This is a genomic window from Pseudomonas sp. GW821-FHT01D09 (assembly GCF_059422465.1).
In genome coordinates, this window is sequence record NZ_JBWKWY010000001.1 from 24,407 (window position 1) to 30,769 (window position 6,363).

Below are 6,363 nucleotides of genomic sequence, written 5' to 3' on the forward strand. Positions count from 1 at the left end.
TCAGGCTTCTCTCTGGCCGTCGAGCAAGCGCCGCAGCGCCAGCGGGTTGCCGTGTTTCAGGGCCGCGGGCAGCAGGCTGTCGGGGAAGTCCTGGTAGCACACCGGGCGCAGGAAGCGCTGGATCGCGGCGGTGCCGACCGAGGTCGAGCGCGAGTCCGAGGTCGCCGGGAAGGGCCCGCCATGCACCATGGCATCACACACCTCGACCCCGGTCGGCCAGCCATTGACCAGCAGCCGGCCAGCCTTGCGCTCAAGGGTTGGCAGCAAGGCCCGTGCCTGTTCAAGATCGCCCTCGTCCAGGTGCAGGCTGGCGGTCAACTGGCCTTCGAGGTGTTCGGTTACTTGGCGCATTTGCGCGTCATCGGCGCACTGCACCAGCAACGAGGCGGCACCGAATATTTCGGCCTGCAAGTGTGGGTTGGCGAGAAAGTCCTGCGCGAGGGTGACGAACAGCTGCGCCTGGCATTGGTTCGGGCCTTGTGCTGCTAACCCGCTGGCCACGCATTGGGCATGCTCGGCCAGTGTGCCGACGCCCGCTTCATAGGCCTGGAAGATGCCCGGGGTGAGCATGGTCTGCGCCGGGCTGCGTTGCAGCAGGTCGCTGGTGAGGCTGACAAACTGCTCCAACTGTGCGCCTTGCACCGCAATGACCAGCCCGGGATTAGTGCAAAACTGCCCGGCGCCCTGGGTCAACGAGGCGACAAACCCTTGCGCCAGCGCTTCGCCGCGCGCCTTGAGGGCGGCCGGGAACAGGTACACCGGGTTGATCGAACTCATTTCCGCGTACACCGGGATCGGCTCCGGGCGCGCCTGGGCCGCCTGGCATAAGGCGATGCCGCCACTTTGCGAGCCGGTAAAGCCTACCGCCTTGATCCGTGGGTCGCTGACCAGGGCAATCCCCACTTCGCGACCCGCGCCGTACAGCAGCGAGAACACACCTTCGGGCAGGCCACACTGCTTCACTGCACGGGCCAGCGCGCGGCCCACCCGTTCGCTGGTGCCGGGGTGGGCGCCGTGGGCCTTGACGATCACCGGGCAACCGGCGGCGAGGGCTGAGGCGGTATCGCCGCCGGCCACCGAGAACGCCAGCGGGAAGTTGCTGGCGCCGAAGACGGCCACCGGCCCCAGTGGCACCTGGCGCTGGCGCAGATCGGCACGGGGCAGGGGCTGGCGCTCCGGTTGGGCGTGATCGACCCGTACATCCAGCCATTCGCCGGCGCGTACGGTACGGGCGAAGGTGCGCAGTTGCTGGCAGGTGCGGCCCCGTTCACCCAGGATCCGCGCGAGGGGCAAGCCGGTTTCGGCCACGGCGCGTTCGAGCAGCTCATCGCCGAGGGCTTCGATTTCGTGGGCGATGGTTTCGAGCAATTGAGCACGCGCCGCCAGGGACGTTTCGCGGTAGCTGTCGAAGGCTGACCACGCCAGCGCGCAGGCCTGGGCCACCTGCTCGCTGGAAGCGCCGGGATAGGCCGGCTCCAGCGCAGTGTTGGTGGCCGGGTTGATCGCCCGGATGGCGGCGCGGGTGCCGGGAAGGGAGTGCTGACCGATCAGCAGATTACCTGTCAGAGTCATGGCCTGTTCCTGAAAAAAGAGGGGGCGCCGCTGTGTGTGTAGCAGCGGCGTACGAGCCGTCAGTCGACGTTCTGTTCTGCCGACCAGTTGGCGTACCACTGGCGGAACAGCGCGTACTGGTGCTCGGCATACCGGCGCTGGGCATCGCTGAGCGCATCGCTCTCGTTGAAATGCAGGCTGTATTCCCGGTCGCCATTGAGCACCATCAAGTGCTTGTAATAGAGCACCAGGTCGCAGCCTTCATCGAAGGACGACAGCACCGCCAGTGCCGCCTCCAGCTCGCGGGCCTGGCGCCGGGCCTTGGCATCGCCCTTGGCGGCTTTCTTGCTCAGGGCCACCAGTTGCAGGACTTCCCGTGGCAGGGCGTTGCCGATACCGGTGATCGCCCCAGTGGCGTTGCAGTTGACGAAGCCGTGCACCACTTGGGTATCGACACCGACCATCAGGGTCACGTCATCGTCCTGGGAGGTGATGTGTTCGGCTGCATAGCGCAGGTCGGCGCCGCCGCCGAATTCCTTGAAGCCGATCAGGTTCGGGTACTCGCGGCGCAGCTCGAAGAACAGGTCGGCGCGGGTGGCAAAACCGTAGTAAGGGCTGTTGTAGATCACCGACGGCAGGTTTGGCGCGGCACTGAGGATCGCCGCGAAGTGGGCTTTTTGCGCGGTGGCCGAAGCGCCACGGGACAGCACCCGAGGGATGACCATCAAGCCATGGGCGCCGACCTTGGCCGCGTGGGCCGCATGGGCAATGGCCTCACGGCTGTTGACCGCGCCGGTGCCGACGATGGTCGGGATGCCGGCGGCCACCAGGCGCGCCACGCCTTCCTGGCGCTGGGCTTCGGTGAGCAACGGCCAGTCGCCCATGGAGCCGCAATACACCACGGCGCTCATGCCGATCTCGATCAGCTCGCGGCCCTTGGCGACCAGGGCGTCGAAGTCCGGCTGGCGCTCGGCGGTGCACGGGGTCATCAGGGCCGGGATGCAGCCGGTGAAAATGTTATCGCTCATGCTTCTATCTCCTTGGAAGGGTCTGTTTAAACGTTGCCGGGTGCGCAAATGCCCCAGGCGAAGGGGTCCTGTTCATCGATCAATAAGGTGCTGTCGGCGGTCATATAGGCGCGGCCGGTGATGAAGGGACGGATGCGTTCGCCCTCCCATTCAAAGTGGCCCTGGAACTGGCTGGCGGTGATGCTGGCTTGCACCCAGGGCTCGCCGGCCTGAAGTTTTCCATCGGCGGCCAGGCACGCCAGCTTGGCGCTGGTACCGGTGCCGCAGGGCGAGCGGTCGTAGGCTTTGCCGGGGCACATGACGAAGTTGCGGCTGTCGGACTGGTCGTCATCGGCGAACAGTTCGATATGGTCGATCAGCGCGCCGTCTGCGCCATGGATGCCCTGGGCTTCGAGGGCCTTGAGCAGCGCCCAGGTGAAGTCGGTCAGGGCCTCGACATTGCCCATGTGCAGCGCCTGACCGTGCTCGGACACCAGGAAAAACCAGTTGCCACCCCAGGCGATATCGCCATACACCCGGCCATGCCCCGGCACCTCCACCGGCACCTGCTGGCGATAGCGATAGGCGGGTACGTTGCGCAGGGTGACGGCGCCGTCCTCATGCAAGGTGGCGCTGACCGGGCCCACTGGCGTGTCGATACTGTGCACCCCCGGTGCGATGTGCCCCAGGTAGTGCAACGAGGCAACCAGGCCGATGGTGCCGTGGCCACACATGCCGAGGTAGCCGGCATTGTTGAAGAAAATCACCCCACAGGTGGCCCCCGGCGTGACCGGCTCGCAGTACAGCGCGCCGACCAGTACAGCGTTGCCACGGGGCTCCAGCAGGCAGGCGCGGCGCCATGGGTCATGCTCGGTGCGCAGGTTTTCGAGTTGCTCGGCGATGGTCTGGCCGGCCAGCTGTGGGAAGCCATTGATGATCAGGCGCGTCGGTTCGCCGCCGGTGTGGGAGTCAATCACATGCAGTCGTTTCATCCAGCTATTCCTTGGTGATTGGCCGGTTACGCGTTTGCCGGGTGCAGGCCGCTCGCGGGCAGCACGGCTTCGCTTTCGTCGTCTTCGTGTTCCAGTTCCACCAGGTGCGCCGGCACGCCGGTGGCGGCGCCCCAGTAGTAGATGCCCAGCGCGCAGGCGGCGACGACCAGGGTGTCGAAGGGATGGCTGAGCACGCCCAGGCCGCCAAAACTGCCGAGCTTCGACAGCACCATGGTCACCGCGTAGAAACCGATCAACCATGCGCTGGAGCGCACTTGCCGGGCGATGTCCAGGTGCTGGGTCGGCACCAGGCGGCGGCACAGCAGGTACACCCCAAACATCACGATTTGTAGGCCCAGCAGCCACGACACGGTGTTCCAGCCCGACCAGTAGACGATCAGCGCGGCGATGATGAACGACAGCGGGCCCAGCACAGCCATCCACTTGACCCGGAACGGGCGCGGCATGTCCGGCGCATTGCGCCGCAGCGCCGCCACGCACACCGGGGCCACGGCGTAGCTCAACACCAGGGCGGCGGACACCACATTGATCAGCGCCTCCCAGGACGGAAACGGCAGGGTCCAGAACACCGACAAGCCAAAGGTCAGCCACAGCGCCGGGCGCGGGATGCCGGACTTCTCATCGATGCGCGTGAAAATCTTGAAGAAGGTGCCTGTCTGCGCCCAGCCATAGATCACCCGTGGCGTGGCGTTCATATAGATATTGCCGCAGCCGCTGGGGGAGATCACCGCGTCGGCTACCACCAGGTAGGCCAGCCACCCCACGCCCAGGGCCAGGGCGATATCGCGATAGGGCAGGGCCAGTTCCTTGCTGATGCCGGCCCATCCATTGGCAAGCATTTCGGTGGGCACGCCGCCGAGGAAGGCCACTTGCAGCAGCACATAAATCGCCGTGGACAGCAGCACCGAAAGGATCAGGGCAATGGGAATGGTGCGTTGCGGGTTTTTCACTTCGCTGGCCACCGAGATGATCGGCGTCAGCCCCAGATAGGCAAAAATCACCCCGCCGGCGGACACCGCCATTTCAATCCCCGACAGGCCAAACGGCGCGAACCCCTGGGAGTGGAAGTTGGCCGGCTTGAAGAAGGTGAACAGCACGCCGATCACCAGCAGCGGCACGATGAACTTGAAAATACTGACCAGGTTATTGGCGATGGCAAAGGTCTTGACGCTGCGGTAGTTGAGCACGAAAAACAGGCAGAGCAGGCCGAACTGCACCAGCCAGCCGAGGGTGGTGGGGTCGCTGGAGCCGGCTTTGGTCAACTCGGGAAACCAGGCCGCGGCGTACTGCCTTGAGGCGACCACTTCAATTGCCACCAGGCTGGAAAACGCGATCAGGGTGATAAAACCCATCAGGTAGCCCAGCAGCGGGCCGTGGGAATACACCGGGTAGCGCACCACACCCCCGGCACGGGGCAGGGCCGCGCCCAATTCGCAATACACAATGCCCAGCAACAGCACCGCAAAACCGCCGAGCAACCAGGAAAAAATCCCCGCCGGGCCGGCAATCGACGACACATGGCTGGCGGCAAACAACCACCCGGAACCGAAGATGGCTCCCAGGCCGATAAAGGTGAGGTCGATCAGGGACAGCTGTTTCTTGAACTTGCCTTGGGCTGACATAGCGGCGCCTTCTTGTGGGTTATTGGATAGGCCTGCAGTGGCGCTACAGTGAACCCATCAGCCTGCCGGCGATTGATGTTTTGCACGGTTATCAATGACGAATTCAGCACAATTGCCAGGCGCGCAGCGGCGCTCGACAGGGGCCTGGTCATCGGGCAATCTGCTGACGGGTGAGGCGATCGATGAGGCGGTGAGCGGCATGATGCACAACGCGTTTGCAACCCTGTGCCAGGGCGACGAGCCGCGCCCACACAGCCTCGAACAGCTGCTGGCGGGCGTGGCCATGCTGTTGCCGATGCTCGACGTGATCCCCAATGCGACGATGTTTATCAAGGATGTGCAGGCGCGCTACGTCATGGCCAACCGCACCCTGGTGCAGCGTTGCGGCTTGAAAGATCGGCGCCCGCTCCTGGGCAAGACCAGCGCCCAGGTATTCCCCGCACAGTTAGGGCCGGGCTATACCGAACAGGACCGGCGTGTGCTGGAGCAGGGCCTGGTGCTGGAGGATCAACTGGAATTGCACCTGTACGGCAGCCGCGAACCGGGATGGTGCCTGACCCATAAATGGCCGTTGTACAACCGCGAGGGCGCGATCATCGGCCTGGCGGGGATTTCTGTGGACCTGCAATCGGCCAGCGAAAAACACCCGGCCTATCAGCGGTTGGCGGCGGTGGACGAACACATCCGCGCCCACTTCAACCAGCGCGTGACCTTGGGTGAACTGACGCGCATCGCCGGTATTTCGGTGGCGCAACTGGAGCGCTACTGCAAACGCGTGTTCCACCTGACCCCCCGGCAGATGGTCCAGAAAGTACGCCTGGAACATGCCCATCGCCTGTTGCATACCGAGTTGCCGATCACCGAAGTGGCCTTGCAGTGCGGCTACACCGACCACAGTGCATTCACCCGCCAGTTCAAGGCGTTGACGGGGTTTACGCCGCGTCAGTATCGGCAGGCCACCAGCCAATGAGTGGACGCAAATCCCTGTGGCAGCTGGCTTGCCAGCGATAGCGACGGGTCAGCCAACATCAATCCCAGCCATGCCGCCGCCATCGCAGCCTCGCCGGGGCTCGACAGCTCCCACCTTGAGCTTCAGGGTTTGGAGGATTGCATTTCACTGCCACCGCAGGATGCATACGGTACTCAATGTACTGAAGATCCAAGGTGGGA

Annotated in this window: 5 protein-coding genes; 1 reads left to right on the forward strand and 4 read right to left on the reverse strand. The window is 64.6% G+C overall.

Going from position 1 to position 6,363, the window contains the following annotated elements; genetic code table 11:
- Genes AC07W7_RS00160 through AC07W7_RS00175 form a run of 4 tightly spaced genes read right to left on the reverse strand, consistent with a single transcriptional unit; the run spans position 1 to position 5,193 of the window.
- On the reverse strand, positions 1-1,572 hold the full coding sequence (locus AC07W7_RS00160) for an aldehyde dehydrogenase (NADP(+)) (protein ID WP_495038363.1): 1,572 nt from the start codon (positions 1,570-1,572) through the stop codon (positions 1-3).
- A gap of 59 nt (positions 1,573-1,631) precedes the next feature.
- Positions 1,632-2,579 carry a dihydrodipicolinate synthase family protein gene (locus tag AC07W7_RS00165; protein WP_076963849.1) on the reverse strand — a complete coding sequence of 316 codons (948 nt, stop codon included), beginning with the start codon at positions 2,577-2,579 and terminating at the stop codon, positions 1,632-1,634.
- Positions 2,580-2,605: 26 nt separating this feature from the next.
- On the reverse strand, positions 2,606-3,550 hold the full coding sequence (locus tag AC07W7_RS00170; RefSeq protein ID WP_495038364.1) for a 4-hydroxyproline epimerase: 945 nt from the start codon (positions 3,548-3,550) through the stop codon (positions 2,606-2,608).
- Positions 3,551-3,576: 26 nt separating this feature from the next.
- A complete protein-coding gene (locus AC07W7_RS00175; protein ID WP_169901912.1) occupies positions 3,577-5,193 on the reverse strand; it encodes an APC family permease in 1,617 nt (538 codons plus the stop codon).
- A gap of 199 nt (positions 5,194-5,392) precedes the next feature.
- Between AC07W7_RS00175 and AC07W7_RS00180 the strand changes: the two genes are divergently transcribed.
- Entirely contained in the window at positions 5,393-6,163 is a 771-nt protein-coding gene (locus AC07W7_RS00180) for a helix-turn-helix domain-containing protein (RefSeq protein ID WP_495038608.1), read from the forward strand.
- The last annotated feature ends 200 nt before the right edge of the window (positions 6,164-6,363 follow it).